The sequence below is a fragment of the Catenulispora sp. GAS73 genome, from assembly GCF_041262085.1.
Classification (GTDB): Bacteria; Actinomycetota; Actinomycetes; order Streptomycetales; family Catenulisporaceae; genus Catenulispora.
In genome coordinates this window covers 15,646-35,905 of the sequence record NZ_JBGCCM010000050.1, presented here as the reverse complement: position 1 = coordinate 35,905, position 20,260 = coordinate 15,646, and the positions used below count along the sequence as shown (strand labels likewise).

The window sequence follows — 20,260 nt, the reverse complement described above, 5'->3', positions numbered from 1 at the left end:
GAAGTTCCTTCCTGATCGAGATCTAAGCGTCTTCGGCGACGATGCGGTCGCGAACGGCGTTGAGCGCGGCGGTCACGGCACCGGCGGGGCGGTCGAAGCTGGCGAACGGCGCCGACGGGGCACTGGTGCGGGCGGTTACGGCGTGCGGGAAGGCGAATTCGCGCAGACCCTCTTCGCCGTGCTTGCGACCGAAGCCGCTATCGCCGCGGCCGCCAAACGGCAGTGCGGAGATCATCGAGGTCATCAGAGCGTCGTTGATGCTGGTCATGCCGACGCGAAGACGGCGCGCGAGCTGCTCGCCGTGCCCGCGGCTGTAGACCGAGCTGCCCAGGCCGTAAGGGCTCGCATTCGCGAGGGCGATCGCTTCGTCGGTGTCGGTGACCTTGACGATCGCCAGAGTCGGGCCGAAGGTCTCCTGCGTCGCGGCGAGCGTATCGGGGGCGACGTCGACGAGTATGGTCGGCTGCACGAACCGGCCACCGTCAGTCGTTTCCAATCCGCCGACCGGCGCGCTCGCACCGTGTTCGAGCGCGTCGGCGATGTGGCGGCGGATGACCGGGATCTGGCCGGCCAACGGCACCGAGCCGATCTGTGCTTCCGGGTCGCTGCCGGCGCGCACCGTGCGGGCGAGCGTGGTGACCTTGGCGACGAACGCGTGGTAGACGGATTCGACGACGTAGGCCACCTCAAGGCTGATGCAACCCAGACCCGCGTTCTGAAGCGCACCCCAGACCACGGAATCGGCGGCGACGTCCAGGTCGGCGTCCTCGGCCACGATGGCCGGATCCTTGCCCCCGAGTTCGAGCAGCATGGGGGTCAAGGTCTCGGCACACTGGGCAGCCACCGCCCGCCCGGAGCGGACAGAGCCGGTGAACGCCACCTTGTCCACACCCGCTGCGATCAACTCCTGGCCGGTGGCCGCGTAGCCGATCAGGTCCTGCAAGACCTCGGCGTGTTCGGGCACGGCGCGTTGCCAGGCACGCACCAGCCACTGCCCGACGCCCGGGGTGATGTGGCTGGGCTTGAAGACGACCGCGTTGCCGGCGGCGATCGCGTGGATCACGATGGCGCCGGGCGTGGCCAAGGGGAAGTTCCACGGGCCGATCACACCGACCACGCCGTAGGGCAGGTGCTCGATCCAGGCGCGCTGGTTGGCCGCGCTCGGCGGTACCTCGACGTCGCGGCGGCCGAGCACCGGCTCTGCGTTGTCGATGACGAAGCGCAGATGCTCGAGCACGGCGAGCACTTCGGCCTTGGCGTCCTCGATCGGCTTGCCGTTTTCGGCGTGGATGAGTTCGGCCGCCTCCTCGCCGCGCACGGCGATCTCTCGCCGCCAAGCGCGCAGGTACCTGGCGCGCTGATCGAAGCCGAGCTCCCACCACGGGCCGGCGGCGGCGCGGGCCGCGGCCAGTGCGTTCTGTGCCTCTGCGGGCCCGGCGACGGGATAGCGGGCGAGTACGGATCCGTCGGCCTGGTCAATGGTGACGACCTCGCTTGCGGTCGCGTCGAGCGCGCCGTCACGGGTGAGATCGTCGTTGAACGTTTCGGTGCTCATCGTTACTCCCTGCTATGCCATGTGCTTGTCGAACCAGTCGAGCATCGGAGCCGGGCGGCGCTGGAACTCCAGGTATCCGTCGAACCTGGCCGTGGTCCCCTCGATCCAGGCGAGTTTCTTGTCGGCGACGGTGATGTTGTCGAACATCGTCTGTACGTCGCTGGGATCTGTGAGTACGTCGTCGCGCACCTGATAGAGAAACGTCGGTACGCGCACGCTCTTGGCCCAGCTCTGTGCGTCGCGTTCGGCGAACCCGATGCTGGTCCGCAGGATGATCTTCTGCTCGAATTCGTCGACGCGGTCGGCGAGCCCGAGCATGCCGAGGCGGCGTTCCACGATGACGCGAGCTGTCACCGGCTGCGGCGCGACCAGCACCCGGACGCCATCGAAGGCATCCGGGAACTGCGTCATAGCCGCAAACGTGGAGCTCGCACCCATGCACCGGCTGAACAGGCCGATCGCCAGTTCACGGGTCTCACGACGGCTACGCACGAAGGCGAGCGAGCCGGCAACGTCGCGCGCCTCGTAAATGCCGCTGGAGGTGATCCCACCGTTGGCGGCGCCGCTGTGGCCGTGGTTGCGCAGGTCGTAGGCCAGCACGTGGTAGCCGGCATCGTGCAGGATCTTATAGTCGGGCACGAAGTCGACCTCGAACGCGTTGCCGCTGGCAACCCACTCGCTGTGCCACGGTTCCAGCTGCGTCGGAAGCCCGGAGCGGTTGAAGCCCATCGGATGGTTCGCGATGATCAGCTTGTCCGAGCCCGCGGCTGGGATGTACCAGCCCTCCAGCGGAACACCGTCGTGGGACGGGAAGCTGACGTTCTCATAGTCGAGCCCGTAGTCGCCGGGCGTGTGCAGGATCGGCGAGCGACGCTGGAAGCTGAAGCCGTCGGCGAACCTTTCCAGGATCTGCTGGGCCTGGGCCTCGGTGAGCGCGGTCGGAGTAGTCGGGGTATCGGAGGCAGGCATTGGTCGATTCCTCTCCTCTGCTACTGAGCCTGAACAGCAGGCTTGAGCGTGTCCTGGCACCACTGCCGGAAGCTGGTGGGTGTGCTGGTCAGCGGTGTACGGATCGCGGCGTTGTCGAGCCCTGCGTTCTTGGCGGACATCATGTCCGTCATGGCCTGGGCCATCGCCTGGCCCATGCCGCGCCCGGCGAGGTTCGCGGTGAACGTCTCGAACGGGATCTGCTGATAGCGCACCGGCGTGCCCAGCACCTCGGAGATGATCCGCGCCATGTCGCTGAAGGAAAGGTCCTCGGGGCCGAGCACCGGCTGCTCGGCCACGCCGGTCCAGGTCTCGTCGAGCAGCAGTCGGGCTGCGACCGCGGCGATGTCGCGGGTGGCGACCGACGGGAGTTCGCGGTCGGCGTCGATCGGCCCGAAGAACATGCCGCTGTTCTTGATCGGGGCGGCCTGCCACAGCAGATTGTCCATGAAAGAGGGCATCGTCAAGGCACGGTAGGCGACGCCGCTGCCGGCGATCAGGTCGTCCATCGCCAGGGTCGCGGTGACGTGGCCGGCCTTGTCGGCGACGTCGGTGCCGCGGCCGAGGGCCGAGACGCCGACGACACGGCGTACGCCGTGGCGTTCGAACGCCTCCACGGCCGGGCGGGCAAAGCCGACGTAGGCCTCCTCGACGCTCACGGCCCGGTCGTCCGGCGGCACCAGCCAGAACACCGCGTCGGCGCGCTGGAACGCGCGGTCGAGCACCGCGGCGTCGCCGTGCGAGCCTTCGACGACTTCGACGCGGCGACGCACCCGCTCCGGCAACCGGGCCGGGTCGCGGACGATGACGCGCACCGGTTGGGCACCCACGCCATCGAGGACGTTCGCCAGAACCTGGCGGCCGATCTGACCGGTCGGCGTAGTGATGACGATCATGACTTCTCCTGGCTTCGGTGGTGTGATCTCCACAGTGCGCCCCGGCTGCCGTTCCCGTCCAAGACGTGTTCCTGAATGCAATGCGTATCGCCTATGATGGCAGTTCAAGGCTCCGAATAGCGGAACCACTGCTACCATCGAAGGGTGTCTGACATCCCGTTCGCCGCTGCGGACGATCTCGGCCTGCGAGCTGTGCGGTTGTTCGTCGCGGTCGCCGAGGCCCGGCACTTCGGCCGGGCGGCAGCCGGGTTGCACGTCTCCCAGCCGTACCTGAGCCAGCAGATCCGCGCACTGGAACAGCGCCTCGGCGCGCGCCTGCTCGACCGCAGCCCGCGCGGCACCAGCCTGACCGAGGCCGGCGAGGTGTTCCTGCCGCGAGCCAGGGCGCTGCTGCGCTCGGCTGTTCAGGCCGAGGCGGCGGCGCGCGCGGCGGCCGCGCCGAGCCGCATCACCGTCGGGCACACCAGGCACATCGATGTCGAGGCCGCCGTCCGCGAGCTGCGCAGGCTGCATCCGGATGCCGAGGTGCATGTCGTGGACCTGAGTTGGAACGAGCCGCGCGAGGCTCTGCTGGAGCGCCGCGTGGACGCGGCGGTGGCGCGCTTTCCGCTGACCACCGACGCGTTGGACGTCACCGTCCTGTACGACGAGCCGCGCGAACTGCTCGTCCCCCTGGACCACCGGCTCGCCGGCAAGGAGTCGGCCGCGCTGTCCGACATCGCCGACGAGCCTCTCCCGAAGCTGCCCGACCCGGCATGGAACGCCTTCTGGCGTATCGACCCCCGCCCCGACGGCAGCCACGCCCCCGACGGCCCGGCGATCGAAGTCCTCGAGGACAAACTCGAGCTGATCGCCGCCGGGCAGGCTGTCGCCATCGTCGCCGCCGGGTTCCGCGGCATCCGGCCGGACCTCACGACCATCCCGCTGCCCGACATCGAACCGAGCCACGTCGTCCTCGCAACTCGCACAGGCGACCGCAATCGGCTCGTAGAAGCCTTCCGCAAGTGTGCTCGACGCAGCCTGACCGGTCCGCCGCTTCCTGGGTCCTCGCCAGAGGCGCCGCCGACGAGCTGATCAGATCACGAAGGCGGCCAAGCCGGGGGGCAAACAGCTGCGCCGCGCGGCGGACCTCGGCGGTGCACGTCGCGTACCTGTGCCGGGTTCCGCAGCCCGTCCAGTGTTTGCAGGATCAATCAACCTGGACGCTCCATAAGCCAACCAGTGCGACCGCAGCGATCTGCGGCTCGGGGTCGCCCGGCGTCAGCCCGGCCCGTCGGGCCACCCCGTCTGCCATCCGGGCGAGCATGTTGCGGTGGTGCGCGCGCAGCGCCGAGGTATCACAGGCCATGGCCTCGAAGCGCTGCACCGCCGCGGCGGCCCACACCTCCTGGGCTTCGAGCCAGGTGACCAGGTTGTCCAGCTAGCCGACCAGGATCCACAGCATGGCCGAAAGGTCCAGAACCAGGGACTCCTTGGTCGGGAAATATTTGAACGAGGTGGTCGGCGACACCCCGCACACGCGGGCGATCTCCACCACGGTCACCGCGTCGAACCCGCGCCCGCAGCGCACTCCAGTCGACGGTCTGAGATCTCATGGCCTCCCAGGATAGCCAGGATGCGCGATCATGAGGGTGGGATAAAGTTGTAGTGACACCACTTTTGATGTGCCATTTGCACCAGATCGGAGCGTTTCATGACGGACCTTGAGCGCAACAAGCAGGTTGTCGTCGACTACTACCAGACCGCGTTCGGCGGGAATCCGCAGAAGGCGATCGCCGACCACTTCGGACCCCGCTACGTGCAGCACAACCCGGACGCCCAGGACGGCCCGGAGGCCTTCATCGGCTTCGTGACCTGGCTGCGGGGCGAGTACCCGAACCTGCGGCTGGACATCAAACGGGTGATCGCCGAGGGCGACCTGGTCGCCACCCACTCCCACCTCGACCTGGAGCCCGGCACGGACAACCCCGGGCGCGCGCTGGCGGACTTCTTCCGGCTGGAAGACGGCAAGGTCGTCGAGCACTGGGACGTCATTCAGGAGGTGCCCAAGACCTCCGCGAACGACAACGGGATGTTCTGATGCCGGCCGACGCCGCCGCGCGCACCCCGGCCGAGGCCGTACGACTGCAGTACCTAGCCTCGGCTACCGGGGACATGGACGCCTGGCGCGAGGTGGTCGCCCCGGACGTTGAATGGACCGAGTCCGCCGGGTTCCCGCTCGCCGGCACCTACCGCACCCCCGAGGCCACGATCAGCGGCGTGTTCGAACGGCTGGCCGCCGAGTGGGACGGCTGGACCACGCACGACGATACGTACATCGTCGACGGGGAGCGGGTCGTCGTGCTGGCCCGCTACACCGCCCGCAACCAGGCCACGGGGAAGGACATGATCGCCCGGGTCGCGCACTCCTTCATCGTGCGCGACGGGCTGATCGTGCGGATGGAGCAGATCGTGGACTCCGCCACGGTACGCGCGGCCATGACCTGAGTGTCGCCTTGCCGGACCCTACGCGAATGTCCGGTCAAGCACCTGCTCCAAGGCGATCAAAACGGCGCCTCGGACTACGGGATTGCCCTCCAGCGTGCTGTGCACAACCCTGGTCGGCATCCGCGTAGCGGCGGAGAGCCGGCTCTCAATGCGCCGGGCCAGCTCTTCGCCACCCGCCCTGCCGACCGGCCCTGCCAGCACGATGAATCCCGGATCCAAGACCGCACACACACCGGTAGCCGCCAATGCGAACCTTTCGGCCAGCGTGTCCAAGAGCTCTGGGGTCGCCTTGCGCACAGCCGATTCCGGATCCGGCGCCTCCACGCCCGCTTCCCGAGACAGGGCGAGGATCGCCTCACCACCAGCCAGGTCGTACATCGTCGAGCCGTCGAGCCCCGCCGGCAGGTAGTCGAGCTCCCCGGCGCCGCCGGACCGGCCACGGTACAGCCGGCCGTCCAGCACCAGCGCCATGCCCAATGCGACCCCCAAGGAGAGCAGCGCGAAGGTATCGTGGCCGCGGGCGGCGCCGAGGCGATGCTCGGCAAGCCCCGCCAGGTTCACTTCGTTCTCAATCAGTACCGGCACGTCGCCCAGGCGCTCGTGCAGGCCGGGCAGCAGGTTCGCGTGCCAGGTCGGCAGGGCGCCGACGAAGTCGACGTCACCGGTCTCCGGATCTACCAGCCCCATCGTGGCTACCACCACGCCCTGCAGCGTCGAGGCGTCCAGGCCGGCGGCGTCCAACGCCTGGGCCAGCGCGCCGTGGACGACATCGGCGGGCTCCGCGCCGGGGTGGTGCGGCAGCCGCGAGCCACCAACCTGACGGCCGGTCAGGTCGCACACCGAAGCCAGGATCACGTCGGGACGAACTTCGACACCCGCGACGTGTGCCCGGTCGGCGACCACGCTGTAAAGCAGGGCGTTCGGCCCGCGGCGGACGGCCTCCTCGCGGCCCACCTCGGCGATCAGCCCGTCAACTTCCATGCGTTCCACCAGGTCGTTGACAGTGGCACGGGACAGCCCGGTGCGTGCCTGGATCTGGGAGCGGGACTGCGGACCCTGCTCGAGCAGGACGTCGAAGACGATGCGGTCGTTGATAAGGCGGGCGGTTCGCGGAGAGGCGGTTCGCGGCATAGCCCAGATCTACCACGGCACCGGTTCACCGGAAAGCCTTTCTTTCTGGATCCCATCCTGTTAATTTGAGCACTGCGTTCGGCGCTCTGTTGGGAAACCCTGTTCGGCACCCCGCTCGACGGCCACTCCGGAGGGCATCCAGCGACCGGTCCATGTCGCGCCACCGCGCCGCAGAACACGGTCATTTTTGCGCAAAGCCCCACCTCGTCACAGAAGCCAGCCGCAGCGACCGGCTGCGGTCTACCCCCCTCTCCGAAGGGATCACCATGGGTACAACCTTCGCAAGAAGGCTGAGATACGCCTCCGCCGCCGCGCTCCTGATCGCCTCCGCCACAGCCCTGTCGACGGTCACAGCGACCGCGCCCGCCCACGCCACAACCGCGGGAACCGTCCTGTTCTACGACGACTTCAACGGCACCAGCATCGACACGACCAAGTGGTTTCCCGGGCTGCATCAGGTCTCGACCAGTTCCTCGGACAACGGGGTCATCCCGGAGAACCTGTCGGTACACACCGTCGACGACAACGGCACCTCCATCGGAGTGCTGGACGCCGTCGCCAACGGCGACCAGTACGACGACAGCCAGCCCGGCGCGGTCAAAGGCGTCCACAAGATCGCCGGATGCACGCCGATCGGCGACCCTTCCTGCTACACCCGACTGAACACCGGCCAGCGCACCGGCGGGCTGGTGTGGACCAACCAGCGGTTCGGCCCGGCCCGCTACGAGATCCGGATGAAGAACCTGCCGCTCAACGGTGGCTGCTCGTGCATCTGGAACTACTACGAGAACGGCAGCGACTACACCGAGATCGACAGCGAGATGCCGGCCCACGGCAACGGGACGGGCTCGGACTGGTCGAACTGGGCCGGCTTCAACACCTACACCGCGCCCGACGATGCCCACGCCACCTACATGAACACCAACCTCGGCGCGGCCCAGAACGACGGCAACTTCCACACCTACCGGTGGGACTGGTACGACGGCACCGAAGGAAACGGCGCCAAGCGCATCGAGTTCTACGTCGACGGCGTCTTGAAAGCAACTTCCACCACGAACATCCCCACCCTCCCGGCACAGCTGTGGGTCGGCAACTGGCCCGCACCGTGGTCCGGCAACTTCGCCTACGCCAGCCAGCACCAGTACATCGACTGGGTGAAGATCACCTCGCTGGGCTCGACCACCTCGGGCGGCGGCGACACGACACCTCCGACCGCGCCGACCAGCCTCGCCTCCAGCACGCACACCTCCAGCACCATCGATCTGTCTTGGGGAGCGTCGACCGACAACGTCGGGGTCACCGGCTACACGATCTACAACGGCAGCTCCGTGCTGGCCACCGTGAACGGCACCACGACCAGCACCCAGCTGACCGGCCTGTCGGCATCCACCGCCTACAACCTCACTGTCAAGGCGAGCGACGCGGCTGGAAACTTCTCAGCAGCCAGCAACGCGATCACGGTGACCACGAACAGCAGCAGCGGTGGGGGCGGCGGCGACAAGGTCGTCAACGGTGACTTCGAAACTGCGTCGTTCAGCCCGTGGACCTGCACCGGACAGGTCAGCGTGGTGGCCGGCCAGGGTGTCGGTGGAAGCTACGCGGCACAGCTGACCCCCAGTGGCACGGTCACGTCCAAGTGCACGCAGACGATCACCGGGCTGACGCCCGGCGCGACCTACGCCCTGTCCGCACGGCTGCGGGTCACCGGCACGGAATGGATCTACGCCGGCGACATCGTCGGCGGCACCCAGACCGAGAAGGGCACCAACGCCACCAGCTACACCACGGTGACCGTCCCGGCCTTCACAGCACCCTCCAACGGGACGGCACAGGTCTACATATCCGCCTGGATGCAGCAGACCGGCGCCACTTACGCGGACGACGTGACGCTCCAATGACAGCCTACTGATCCCCGCGTGGCCGCCCGCTCCTGGGTGCCACGCGGGAATCAGTGTCGCCGACGGCACGAACCTCCCAGCGAGGACATGCGGTATATCGACGATGCGGTCGGCAAGGCCATCTAGTCATCGACAACGCCGGCGTCCGAGAGTCGACAGGACCCCGGTTGTCGATGGCACCACCCGCCCACGGCGACCTCCCCATGATCGCCGTCGAATTGCTTCCTCCCGGAGCGGGCCCAGCAAGCTGTTTGACGGGTGCCGACGCAGTCCCCACCACGTCTGCGTCGGCACCGTTGGACAAGCGGACGCCTGACCGCGCCGCCCGCGCCGGCTCAGGTCACGGAACGTTCCACTGCTGGTCCGAAGCACCGCTGCAGTCGTCGATGATCACCTGCGTGCCGGAGCCGCCGTTGCCGTTGTCCTCCAAGCACTTGCCAGACTGCGGGTTCGTCAGGGCGCCACCCGTCGTCGGCAACCATTCCTGCGCGCCGGTGCCGTTGCAGGTGTAGAGATCGACAGCCGTGCCCTTGGCGGTGGCGCCGCCGTTCACGTCCAGGCACATGCCGAGCGTCTGCAATGTGTCGTTCTGCCCCACCGTCCACTGTTGGGCGTTGTCGGGGTTCTGACAGGTGTAGACCTGCACCGGGTTTGAGTTCGCGGTCGAGGCCCCGCGGTCGTCCAGGCACAGGCCCTGATAGCCGACGACCTGACCTTGCCGCGGGACGTACGCACCACTGGTGGGCACGGTCCACATTTGCCCGGTCCCTTGGCCGCAGTAGTCGATGACCAGCTGGGTGCCGGAGCCGCCGTCGCCAGCGTCGTCCAGGCACTTGCCCGACTGCGGGTTGACCAGCTGACCGCCCGGCTGCGCCACCCAATCCTGCGCGCCGGTGTTGTTGCAGGTGTAGAGGTCGACGGTGGTGCCGTTGGCGGTGGCGCCGCCGTTCACGTCCAGGCACATGCCGAACGCCTGCACGGAACCGTTGGGCTCCATCGTCCACTGTTGGGCGTTGTTAGCGTTCTGACAGGTGTAGACCTGGACCGGGTTGAGGTTCGCGGTCGAGGCGCCGCGGTCATCCATGCACAGGCCCTGGTAGCCGGTGACCTGTCCGGTGGGGGCGGTGGTGGAACCGATCGCCGTCGTGGCGGTACCAGAGGTTCCGGCGCTCGTGGTCACCGAGACGGTGGCGCTGCTGCCGGGTACCACGGCCCACTGGCCGTTCGGGCCGGAGGGTGTGGGAACCGTGAAGGTGATGGCGCTGTCGCTCCAGCTGTCAATGGCGAAAGTGGCAGCGTCACCGGGGGCGCCCCAGGTGGTGCCGTCGTCGCTGAAGGTCAGGTAGCCGCCGCCCTGGCTCGCGCCGAAGCCGCTTCCGGTGACCGTGACCTGCTGCCCGGCTGAGGCACCTGCGGGCGACGCGGAAATGACCAGCGGCTTGGTCGGCTCCGACAGCTGTGCGGGTGTGCCACCGACCTGGGTGACGGACACGCTCCCGGCCGTTGACACGGCCCCGAGCGGGACGTGCAGCGTGTTGGTGGCGCCGTTGTAAGACCACTGCGAGGAGGCGATGGTCTGGCCGTTGATTTGGACGGAGGCGGGCTGCGACTCGTCGACCAAGTCGAGGGTGTATGTGCGGCTGCTCGGCGCACCGGGGTAGGAGCCAGCCGCGGGCGAGATGGTCAGCGTCGAGGTGTCCGCGGAGGCGTTCTCGGTGTAGCTGATCGGCGTGCTGGACGACTGCCCGGACTGGTAGCCCAGACCGGTTCCGGAGTCGTCGTACAGCGAGTAGGTCCCGCTGGCCCCGGCGTGAACCTGCAGGGTGATCGGTGCGGTGCCCGCGGTCTGCGCGTGACTGGTGGAGGGCTGCAACGGGATGATGCCGCCTTCCTTGACGAACACCGGCGCCCGGCTGGTGGGAACGGTGATCGTCTGCGTGGACGGGCCGGTGAAGGTGGCGCCGGTGAAGAAGTCCTGCCAAGTACCCGGCGGGAACCACACCTGCGTGGCGACACTGGCGCCCGGCTGGGTGACCGGGGCGACCAGCACGTTGGGGCCGAGGGTGTACTCGGTCGGGTTGGTATAGGCCGCGGACTGGTCGGGGTAGTTCAGGTAGAGCGCCTGGGTCATCGGCAGACCGGTGCTGCTGGCCTGCTCAGCCAGGGTATAGAGGTAGGGCACGAGCTGTTCGCGAAGCTGCATGAACTTGTCGCCCACGGCTTGGGTCGCGGCATCGTACATCCAGGGCAGGCGCGCGTTCTGGTCCTTGTCCGGCGTGTTCGAGTGCTCACGCATGATGGGCTGGAAGGTGCCCAGCTGCAGCCAGCGAAGATACAGGTCGTCCGGCACGTTGCCTGGCGAGCCGTCGCCGAGGAAGCTGCCGATGTCGTCGCTGACGTACGGCTCGCCGATGCTGCCGGCGTCCTGGGACAGCTGCGCCTCGCTGGCGAGCGTGTTCCAGGTGCCCTGGGTGTCGCCGGTGAAGTCGATGGTCGAGCGGTGCTCGGTCCAGGCCCCGGAGGTTCCGGATCCGGCCTGCGAGTTCTGCAGGGACGCACCGATCCGGGACAGCAGATATCCGCGCTTGCCATTGTTGGCCATCTGCTGAGCAGTCAGATGGTTGATCCATGAGTCAGCGGATACGCCGGGCTGGGAGAACACGCCACTGTTGTCGCAGCACCAGTCGAGCCAGGTCAGGCCGACAGAGTTCTGAGTGGGACCGGCTGTGGCGAAGTAGGACTCGGCCTGTGCCACCTTGGCCCAGTCCCACAATGCGCAGGATCCGTCGGGGCAAGCTGTCAGCGTGTTGCCGGCGATGTCCTGGGCCTGATTGTAAAGCGGGTCGGCGGTTTGGATGCTGGGGTGGACGTTGAGGGCCACGTTGATGTCCTGCGACTTGGTCCAGTCCGTGAACGCGGTGGAGTCGGGAAACAGTGCCGGGTTCCATTCCCATCCGTCCCACGTGCTCGGGCTCTTCCAGGCCGTGTCCACCGACAGGTTGTCGAGCGAGACGCCGTTGGCCCCGAACTGCGGAAGCAGCGTGCCCTGGTAATCCGCGGCCGTGTAGCTGTAGTACTGAGAGAACCAGTTGCCGAACACGGATTCGTCCGGCAGCGTCGTAGGCCCGGTCAGCTTCGCGAGGTCGGACAGCGCGCCGGTGTAATCGCGTCCATATCCGAACAGGTAGCCGTCCTCAACCTCGCCGGCCGGGCGGTTGGCGATCCACCCGTCCGAGGTCCACACTGCCGTCTTCGAATCGTCGAGCAGGTACCAGCCGGACTGGTCGAGCAGCCCGGACGTCATTGCCGGGATGTCGGCGGTGCAGGTGGCGCCGGACTGCCCACTTGCGCACGCTGGCGGGTTGGCGAAGTACGCGCCGTTGTTCGAGTCGTAGGAGCGGATGTATCCACCGAGCGGCTTGGCAGGCAGAACGGGCAAGGCGCTCGTGCCGGGTACGTTCACCGCGATGTCGTCGACGTTCACGTTGCAGCTATCGCCGCTGAGACAATCCAGGGCGACAGTGTTGGTCCCCGCGGCCATCGTCACCGGGACGGTGACAGTCGACCAGTCATCCCAACTCGCGGTGGCCGGAAGAGTGACCTGAGTGCTGGAGCCGCCCACGACCAGGTGCTCAGTGCGCGATTCGACGTTGCCGTCGGCACCCTTGTTGTTGGCGTACCGGATGGTCACGTCCGCGGTGCCAGCGGATGCGCCGAGCACCTGCCAGGAGGCATCCGCCCCGGCAGCGGTCAGACCGGCGACGAATCCGGCCGGACTGACAGAGTTCGCATGGTCGCTCGCCATCGCGGCCCCGCCGGTGAGGCTCGCGGCCCCGGACTGGCACACCTGACCGAAGGTGCACTCCCAGCCCCAGGTCGGCGTGACGTTCCCAGAAGCTCCCGGCGGCAGCGCACCCAGCAGCTTCATCGAGGTGTTCGTGGTGGCGAACGGACCAGAGCCCAGCTGATAGGTGAGCGTCATCTGACTGGTCGTAATGGTCAGCCAGCCGTTCGAGACGCTGGTGGTGAAGGCGGGCGCAACGAAGTTGCGATCGAGGATGTCAAAAGTCGGATCGTCGAGGAAGGAACCCGTCGCTGAATACTCCATCCGGATCACTTCCGGGGCGAGCACCTCGAAGCGGGCATCTCCCTGGACGACGGTCGCGTTGGCTGCGGCCTTTCCGTCTGCCATGTTGATCGAGGCCGACAAGTTCACTGGCGAACTGTCGGAGGTGGCCGTCTGCGCCACGGCGGCCCCGACGGGCAGACACAGGGCCGCAGCCACCAACGCTGCGGCCACCGCGCCAAGAGCCCGGCGAGGGCCTGAGCGATTGAACAATGTTCTTCGCGATTTTCGCATGCTGCGCTCCTAGGGGCGGAGGACCCTCACGGTGGGCTGGAGGACGAACGCCCCGACAGCTCAACCCTCTGGTCACCGACGGCCGCATGACGCAGCCGCCCACCTCGAACCCTGCGTGCGGCCCGAGCCCGCTGTCAGCGCCCAGCGGGTCGATCATTGAGAACGTTCACAATTCACGAGTGTGTGTCAGGGATCTTCCATCGTCAAGACGCAATAGGCGAATTCGTCGCTCCAACGCGCCCTCATCAATAAGCGATCTTCCCTCCGGGGCACGCAGCAAGCCGGGGATGAAAACACAGCGAAATTATTTTCAAGCTACTTGCGCATAGGCGACGGGCGCTGACACCCGTCGTCTGAGGGCTTCCTGCTAGCCAGACCTGTGCCCCGCGCGACCGCGCGACAGGGAGCGCGCCCGAACATGAACCGAAAACCACGGACCCTGGCAAGATACGCGCAAAAACAACACGACTGACTTGCGCATAAAGATCTCCGGGAATTCCCGCCCTGAACATGACGAAGCCTTAACACCGAGAGGGGTCTCATCGCATCCATCTTGACGAGACAAGAGCTCTGACGAACACTCCGGGGTGAACGTTCCCATCCATGAGCTCCGCCCGCGCAGCCCTGACAGCACTCTCACTCCCGCACCAGCCCCAGCCACACGAAGTTTTCAAAGGACCCTGATGAGCATGGCGAAAACCAAGGCAATCCCCAGATCCAGGACCGGGCTCGCCGTTGTGACCGCCCTGGTCACCGCGGCGGCCTTGACTACCGCCGCGCCGGCCTCCGCGGCCGCCCACGCCGCTTTGGTCAGCGACCCCGCGTCGCTGGTCAACCCCTTTATCGGCACGACGAACAACGCCGACGACTTTCCGGGCGCCGACGCGCCGTTCGGCATGGTCCAGTGGAGTCCAGACACCCCCTCCCGGCCCGACGGAGGCGGTTACGAGTACAACGACTCCTCAATCACCGGGTTCAGTCTCACGCACATCGCAGGGCCGGGCTGTGGCGCGGCCGGCGACATCCCGCTCCTGCCAACCGTCGGCTCGGTGAACACCTCGGCAACCGACTCGTTCACCCACACCAACGAGTCGGCATCAGCGGGGTACTACGCCGTGTCGCTCGACAACGGCGTCAAGACCGAACTGACCGCCACGCCCCGCACCGGAATGGCCAGGTTCACCTTCCCCGCCACCACTCAGGCGAACCTGGTCCTCAAACTGAACGGCAGCCAGAACGGAGACTCCAACACCCAGTTCACCGTCGTGAACGGCACCGAGGTCAGCGGTCAGGCCACCAGCGGCAATTTCTGCGGCGGCGGCAACAACTACACCGTCTACTTCGACATGCAGTTCAACCAGTCGTTCACCGGCAACGGCACGGCCGCAGCCGCTCCGACCGCGAAGCCGACGGCCACCGCCGGCCTGTCGAAGAACGCCGCGGAGATCCCGAACAAACCCACCTGGCATGGCACGCCACCGAACCCGAAGGCGTCAAGCACCGCGCCGAACGCCGCAGCCAACAACGGGTACGTCACCTTCAACACGACCGGCAACCAGACCGTCCTGGCCAAGGTCGGCGTCTCGTACGTGTCCGTCGCCAACGCCAGGGCCAACCTGACGGCGGAGAATCCGAACTGGGACTTCTCCGCCGTCCAGTCCGCCACACACTCGGCGTGGAACACACTGCTCGGGCGGGCACAGGTCGGCGGAGGCACCACCGCACAGCAGCAGGAGTACTACACCGCCCTGTACCACTCCCTCCTCCACCCGAACGTGATCAGCGACGTCAACGGCCAGTACCCCGGCTTCGACGGCTCCGTGCACACCGTGGACTCCGGGCACGGAGCCGCCTACGGCAACTACTCCGGCTGGGACATCTACCGCAGCCAGGCACAGCTCGAGGCCCTCATCGACCCGTCGGCGGCCTCGGACACCGCGCAGTCGATGGTCGACGACTACGCCCAGACCGGCATCTTCCCCAAATGGTCCGAGAACAATGGCGAGACCTACGTCATGGTCGGCGACCCGGCCGACGCGATCATCGCTGACTACTACGCCTTCGGTGCGCGCAACTTCGATACCGCCACCGCCCTCAACGACATGATCGCCGAGGCCACCAACGCCGGTAACGTACGACCTGGGCTGAACTACCTGGCCGCACCGGGATACACGCCGCACGACGGCACCTACGGCTGCTGCAATTTCTACGGACCGGTGTCCACCACACTCGAATACAACACCGCCGACTTCGCCCTCTCCGCGTTCGCAGGCGCACTGGGCAACAGCGGAGCGCACGCCACCTTCGCCAACCGAGCGCAGGACTGGCGCAACGTGCTCAACCCCAACAGCGGCTTCGACCAACCCCGCAACACCGACGGTGGTTGGCTGCCCGGCTTCGATCCCACCAGCGGCAACGACTTCGTCGAGGCGGACTCCTGGATCTATACCGGTATGGTGCCCTTCGACCTCGGCGGCTTGGCCGCCGCCAAGGGCGGTGCCGCAGTGATGAACCGCTACCTGGACACCACACTGCGCAGCTTCACCGGAGCCGCTGGCTACGCCTGGGTCGGAAACGAGCCCAGTATCAACCTGCCGTGGGAATACGACTACACCGGCGAACCGTACAAGACCCAAAGCACGATCCGCGCCATCCAGGACCAGATCTGGACCGACGCCCCGAACGGCCTGGCCGACGGAAACGACGACCTGGGCGAGATGAGTTCCTGGTTCGTGTGGTCGGCGCTGGGCATCTACCCGGAGACGCCAGGCACCGCCGACCTGGCCCTCGGCTCACCGATGTTCACTCAGGCCGTGCTCACCCTGCCCGGCGGCAACACCCTGACCATCAACGGCAACGGCGCGGCGGACAACGCCCCCTACGTGCAGTCCGCGACATGGAACGGCGCGGCATGGAACAACGCCTACGCGCCCACGCCGTCGATCAGCACCGGGGGCACCCTGTCCTTCGCTCTCGGCACGAACCAGAACACTTCGTGGGCGGCGGCGGCGAGCCAAGCCCCGCCATCCTACGGCGGCGACACGATCGCACCGCCAAGCCCGCGAGTCGGCCCGATCACCTCAGGCGCAGGCACGAACCTGTGTATCGACGACGCACAGTCGTCCACCACCGACGGCAGCCACGTACAGATCTACCACTGCGATCAGACCGCCGCCCAGGACTGGGCCATCGCCACCGACGGCACCCTTCGCACACTCGGCAAATGCCTGGACGTCGCCGGCGGAGCCTCCACCCCAGGCACACCGGTCCAGCTGTACGGCTGCAACAACACCGGCGCCCAGCGCTGGACACCCGGATCCAACGGCAACCTGGTCAACCCACAGTCCGGACTCTGCCTCGCGGACCCCGGCGCGAGCACCAGCGACGGTACCCAACTTCAGATCGACACCTGCGCCAACAACCCGGCCCAGAACTGGACGCTTCCACCCGCACCAGCCTCCCGCACCGGCGCGATCACCGCCGGAGTCGGCTCCAACCTGTGCATAGACGACAACGGAGCCCTCACCACCGACGGCACCAAAATCCAGATCTACACCTGCAACAACACCCCCGCCCAAAACTGGACCCTGGCACCGGACGGCACCCTCCAGGTCTTGGGCGCGTGCCTAGACGCGACCAACAGCGGCACCACCAACAACACCCTCATCCAGCTCTACCACTGCGACCAGACCGGCGCTCAGCAATGGCGCGCCACCGCCTCCGGACAGCTGATCAACACCCACTCCGGACTCTGCCTCGACGACCCGAACGCGGCCACCACCGAGCGCACCCAACTCCAGCTCTACACCTGTGACAACACCCCGGCACAGGTGTGGAACCTGCCGTCCTGACCAAGCCGCCTGAATTCTCGACCAGCCATCCGGCGAAACGATCGGCCGCGGCTCCGCGGCCGATCGTTTCGCCGGACTTCGAAGGAAGCGCGGGCAGCGCCGCGCCGCACGCCACTCCGCGCCACTGCTGCCGCCCAGCACCAAAGCGGTACCGCGTTCGCCAGCGGCTGCACGGTGTGCAGTACACGCTGCCGACAGATGAATTTCGATGCAAGAGAGCAATGAAGTTACGAAAAAATCGTCGCCCCGTGCGGCTATAGCCTACGAGGCCTGCAAAACACCGAGGTTTCGTGCCATCATCCGTGGCATGCCCACACGCCTGGCCGAAGTGGCCCTGAAAGTCGGTGTCAGCGAGGCGACGGTGAGCCGCGTGCTGAACGGCAAGCCGGGAGTCTCCGACGCCACCCGGCTCGCGGTTCTCGCCGCGCTGGACACCCTGGGCTACGAACGCCCCTCGCAGCTGCGCGGTATGAAGGGTCGCCTTGTCGGCCTGGTGCTGCCGGAGCTGCTGAACCCGATATTCCCGGCACTCGCAGAGGTCGTCGGCGGCAGCCTGACGCAGCTCGGCTACATCCCCGTGCTGTGCACGCGCACCGCCGGCGGCCTGACAGAGGCCGAATACATCACGATGCTGCTGGACCAGCAGGTGTCCGGCGTCGTCTTCTGCGGAGGCTTGAAGGCTTCGCAGTACCAGCACCTGATCGACCGGGAGGTCGCGGTGGTCCTGCTCAACGCCGCGGTTGACTACGAGGGCTTCCCGCAGGTGTCTACCGACGACGCAGCGGCTGTGGACTACGCCTACACGCACCTGGCTTCGCTCGGCCACCGCCGGATCGGGCTGTTGGTGGGTCCGGGCGACCACGTCCCGACCCGCCGCAAAATCGAGGCGTTCCAGAGGCGGTGCAGTCGCGACGGTGTCGCCTCACCACCAGTGGCCCTCACCTTGTTCTCCTTCGAAGGCGGCCATTCGGCCGCCACCGAGCTGCTGCGACACGACGTCACCGGCATCATCTGCGGGAGTGATGTGATGGCCCTCGGAGCGATCCGGTCGATACGGCGCGCGGGACTCGAGGTTCCGGGGGATGTGTCAGTGGTCGGATTCGACGACTCCGCGTTCATGAACTACACCGACCCGCCGCTGACCACGATCCGTCAGCCGATCGAATCGATGGCGCGGGCCGCGGTGACTTTGCTGGTGAACCAGTTCACCGGCGCGCCTACGCCGAAGGAGCTGCTGCATGACCCTGAGCTAGTCGTGCGGTGTTCGACCGGGCCCGCACCCGTGGGGTGACAACACGCGAGGGCCATACCGTCGACTTGTCGCTGTAGCTTATTCTCATGCGATTCTTTACGTTTATCCTTGTGCGTGAAAAATTCCCATCCGAGGTGCCAACGCCGCTCAGTTTGGCGTAGCGGGTGGTTTCAAGGCTGTCAGTAGAGGCCAAGCAGCGGAGCTCCTGTAGAAGAGGACTGTCACTCCAGGACATCCTCAGCGCGAGTGCTGCGCTGTTGGAACAGGCTGCCATAACGCGAACGATCAGGGTCACGGCCGGGGCTTTAACGCCGGTTCGCCTGGGCGAGGTGACTCGAACTTGCAAGCTATGAACCAGGGCTACGCTCCCCAAAGATACCTACGCCTGTCCAGTTGTCGAGTCGAGACTCACGGAGTAGCGGTCACCCAAATCGTCGAGAGCCTGGACGGCGTCGCTTGGCCGTGCTGCCCGCTGGAAGAGTGCGCCCGAATTCCTGTACGGGAGGTCCACGGTCCGTCGATGGGTGAACCCCTGTCGTCGGTAGTACTCCTGAAGCTCCACATTGCTCTTGCTGCAGTCCAACCGGACCCACGGGATTGACCTCCGCGCTGCCTGGTCGCTGGCAAACTCCAGGAGGGCGCTGCCCACGCCCAGCCCGCCGGCGCTCCGCCGAACGGCAAGCCCATGGACAAAGAGGGCGTCCCGTTCGTCGTCCGCCCACCATTCCGGATCCGCATCGGTCATCAGGGCCACAGTTGCAATCGGTTCCGCTTGACCATCGATAGTCGCTAGCCAGACTTTGCCGTCTACTACTCGCTGCGGCGTTGCCCCGGGGAAAGAACGAATCCAGCCGATACCCCGCCCTGCTAACCAATCCGTTGCCTCACGAATGATGGCTACAGTCCGGTCAATATCGCTAAATTCCGCAAGGCGCACCGACAGCACACGTGGCTCACCCACTGGTCAACCCACACTGAATGATGCGCTTGTCAGCGGGCAAGACCCCAACACCCATTCGGACAGCCGTTCCCTCTGAATCGTAGCCGGCATGCCCCCGGATCGGAATAATCGCGCCGATACGACGGGTGTCGCGCTCATAGGGATCCGGCATTCGGCCTCTTCTCCGCATGCAGCTCGATATCTTGCAGCTGAATGATTTCGCTTGTCGCCACAATGGACATGGGGTAGTAACTCATTGAGAGGGAGTTCGGCTCGCCATCCAATGTGCGAATGCCCTTTCGTACGGCTGTCGATTCGTTCTCTTCTAGCTCCAACAGCGACGCGACCTGTTCGCGGGCCGGACGCAGGTGATCTCGATTGCTTCCCCCGAGCGCCATTGCGCGATCACGTCGGTAGTCCATGAACAGCAGCGTTGCACTGGCCCGCACAAAGCGCTCGCGACCGCTCACGGTCGGCTGCTCGTTCGCAAGTTGACCGAGGGCAAGTCGGACAGTATTTCGAGACGCGTCGCACTGATCCATCAGCTCACGTTCGGCCGGAAGCTGCTCCCCCAGCTTTAGGTCTCCGTTGTAGATCTTCGACCCGAGATGGTCGGCAAGCTGGCGATACAGCGTCCTTGAGATGTGCAGATCGATGGCCATTGGCACCTCCCAGAGATGTTTACTAACAATACACCCAAACCCTCTTGATAGACCTCGGCGACTACCCCAGTCTCTCAAGTAGAACCAGTTGTACACCCCGCCAGAACTCCGGGTTTCCTGGCACCACCACCCCGCCTTCACAACCGGACGTCGACCCCCAGATGGCAGCTTCGGATCGAGCATGTCGTACTGCGGGCAGCAACTCACAAATCCGTTGGATAAAGCGCACAGCTCGCCCCGG

15 protein-coding genes are annotated in these 20,260 nt (G+C 66.5%); 6 read left to right on the top strand and 9 right to left on the bottom strand.

Translation table 11 applies throughout. From position 1 onward, the window contains the following. Positions 1-22: 22 nt before the first annotated feature. Genes ABH935_RS45575 through ABH935_RS45565 form a run of 3 tightly spaced genes read right to left on the bottom strand, consistent with a single transcriptional unit; the run spans position 23 to position 3,438 of the window. Complete coding sequence (locus tag ABH935_RS45575) at positions 23-1,555, bottom strand: aldehyde dehydrogenase family protein (RefSeq protein WP_370384247.1); 1,533 nt, start codon at positions 1,553-1,555, stop codon at positions 23-25. 12 nt (positions 1,556-1,567) lie between these two features. Then, positions 1,568-2,524, bottom strand: a complete 957-nt coding sequence (locus ABH935_RS45570; protein WP_370384246.1) for an alpha/beta hydrolase — start codon at positions 2,522-2,524, stop codon at positions 1,568-1,570. A gap of 20 nt (positions 2,525-2,544) precedes the next feature. Beyond that, positions 2,545-3,438, bottom strand: a complete 894-nt coding sequence (locus ABH935_RS45565; protein WP_370384245.1) for an NAD(P)H-binding protein — start codon at positions 3,436-3,438, stop codon at positions 2,545-2,547. Between the two features lie 144 nt (positions 3,439-3,582). Between ABH935_RS45565 and ABH935_RS45560 the strand changes: the two genes are divergently transcribed. Next, positions 3,583-4,512: a LysR family transcriptional regulator gene (locus ABH935_RS45560; RefSeq protein WP_370384244.1), complete on the top strand. Its 930-nt coding sequence runs from the start codon at positions 3,583-3,585 to the stop codon at positions 4,510-4,512. Positions 4,513-4,627: 115 nt separating this feature from the next. On the opposite strand, the gene ABH935_RS45555 is transcribed toward ABH935_RS45560, so the two are convergent. Next, positions 4,628-4,822 carry a hypothetical protein gene (locus ABH935_RS45555; RefSeq protein ID WP_370384243.1) on the bottom strand — a complete coding sequence of 65 codons (195 nt, stop codon included), beginning with the start codon at positions 4,820-4,822 and terminating at the stop codon, positions 4,628-4,630. Between the two features lie 36 nt (positions 4,823-4,858). Then, positions 4,859-5,008 (bottom strand): TetR/AcrR family transcriptional regulator, encoded by a 150-nt coding sequence (locus tag ABH935_RS45550; protein WP_370384242.1) that lies wholly within the window; start codon positions 5,006-5,008, stop codon positions 4,859-4,861. A 123-nt stretch (positions 5,009-5,131) separates the two neighbouring features. Between ABH935_RS45550 and ABH935_RS45545 the strand changes: the two genes are divergently transcribed. Together ABH935_RS45545 and ABH935_RS45540 are read left to right on the top strand one after the other, a co-directional pair. Further along, the gene (locus tag ABH935_RS45545) at positions 5,132-5,518 is read left to right on the top strand and encodes a nuclear transport factor 2 family protein (protein WP_370384241.1); all 387 of its coding nucleotides are present in this window, start codon (positions 5,132-5,134) and stop codon (positions 5,516-5,518) included. Continuing rightward, positions 5,518-5,925: a nuclear transport factor 2 family protein gene (locus ABH935_RS45540; protein WP_370384240.1), complete on the top strand. Its 408-nt coding sequence runs from the start codon at positions 5,518-5,520 to the stop codon at positions 5,923-5,925. The genes ABH935_RS45545 and ABH935_RS45540 overlap by 1 nt, the downstream gene beginning before the upstream one ends. A gap of 18 nt (positions 5,926-5,943) precedes the next feature. On the opposite strand, the gene ABH935_RS45535 is transcribed toward ABH935_RS45540, so the two are convergent. Continuing rightward, a complete protein-coding gene (locus ABH935_RS45535; protein WP_370384239.1) occupies positions 5,944-7,056 on the bottom strand; it encodes an ROK family protein in 1,113 nt (370 codons plus the stop codon). Positions 7,057-7,322: 266 nt separating this feature from the next. Between ABH935_RS45535 and ABH935_RS45530 the strand changes: the two genes are divergently transcribed. Further along, positions 7,323-8,954 (top strand): family 16 glycosylhydrolase, encoded by a 1,632-nt coding sequence (locus tag ABH935_RS45530; RefSeq protein ID WP_370384238.1) that lies wholly within the window; start codon positions 7,323-7,325, stop codon positions 8,952-8,954. 340 nt (positions 8,955-9,294) lie between these two features. Here the strand turns inward: ABH935_RS45530 and ABH935_RS45525 are convergent, their stop codons facing one another. After that, positions 9,295-13,146, bottom strand: coding sequence for a ricin-type beta-trefoil lectin domain protein (locus ABH935_RS45525; protein WP_370384237.1), 3,852 nt, complete (start codon positions 13,144-13,146; stop codon positions 9,295-9,297). Between the two features lie 857 nt (positions 13,147-14,003). On the opposite strand from ABH935_RS45525, the gene ABH935_RS45520 reads away from it, so the two are divergent. After that, positions 14,004-17,165 (top strand): lectin, encoded by a 3,162-nt coding sequence (locus ABH935_RS45520; protein ID WP_370384236.1) that lies wholly within the window; start codon positions 14,004-14,006, stop codon positions 17,163-17,165. Between the two features lie 307 nt (positions 17,166-17,472). Beyond that, positions 17,473-18,456, top strand: coding sequence for a LacI family DNA-binding transcriptional regulator (locus ABH935_RS45515; protein ID WP_370384235.1), 984 nt, complete (start codon positions 17,473-17,475; stop codon positions 18,454-18,456). Positions 18,457-18,796: 340 nt separating this feature from the next. Here ABH935_RS45515 and ABH935_RS45510 read toward each other — a convergent pair whose 3' ends face one another. After that, positions 18,797-19,354, bottom strand: coding sequence for a GNAT family N-acetyltransferase (locus tag ABH935_RS45510; RefSeq protein ID WP_370384281.1), 558 nt, complete (start codon positions 19,352-19,354; stop codon positions 18,797-18,799). A gap of 158 nt (positions 19,355-19,512) precedes the next feature. Then, positions 19,513-20,019: a GntR family transcriptional regulator gene (locus ABH935_RS45505; RefSeq protein ID WP_370384234.1), complete on the bottom strand. Its 507-nt coding sequence runs from the start codon at positions 20,017-20,019 to the stop codon at positions 19,513-19,515. Between the last annotated feature and the right edge of the window lie 241 nt (positions 20,020-20,260).